This is a genomic window from Campylobacter sp. RM16188 (assembly GCF_012978795.1).
GTDB lineage: Bacteria > Campylobacterota > Campylobacteria > Campylobacterales > Campylobacteraceae > Campylobacter_A > Campylobacter_A canis.
The window spans coordinates 1-418 of the sequence record NZ_LIWQ01000048.1 but is presented as its reverse complement, the minus strand read 5'-3'; the positions used below and the strand labels follow the sequence as shown (position 1 = coordinate 418).

The 418-nt window shown below is 34.9% G+C and carries 1 protein-coding gene; it reads right to left on the bottom strand.

The window, feature by feature from the left end; translation table 11 throughout:
• The coding region (locus CDOM16188_RS11135; protein ID WP_172202215.1) for a YgcG family protein at window positions 1–418 on the bottom strand (418 nt) is incomplete at both ends.

Below are 418 nucleotides of genomic sequence, written 5' to 3'. Positions count from 1 at the left end.
AGGATCTCCCACATAATCATTCCCGCTGTCTTCGTCTGTGAAATCTATGATTTTAGCTACGCCGTCTAATATACCTTGTTCGAAATTTCCATCTTTAAATTTAGGAACTATTACTCTTTGTATTATCTCATGGCTTATAGCATCCGTTAATGATCCTTCTAAACCATATCCTACTTCTATGCGAATTTCTTTTTCGTTTGGAGCTACTACTAACAATACTCCGTTATCTTTATCTTTTTGTCCTATAGCCCAGTATCTACCAAGCTCAAGAGAGTACTCTTCCAGACTTCTTCCTTGAAGAGAATTTAAAGTTACTACAACAACTTGATTTGTAGTATTTGCTTCATGGTTTGCAAGAATTTTAGTTAAATTCTCTTTTGCGGAATTACTTAGTATATTTGCTTCATCGACTACTCTG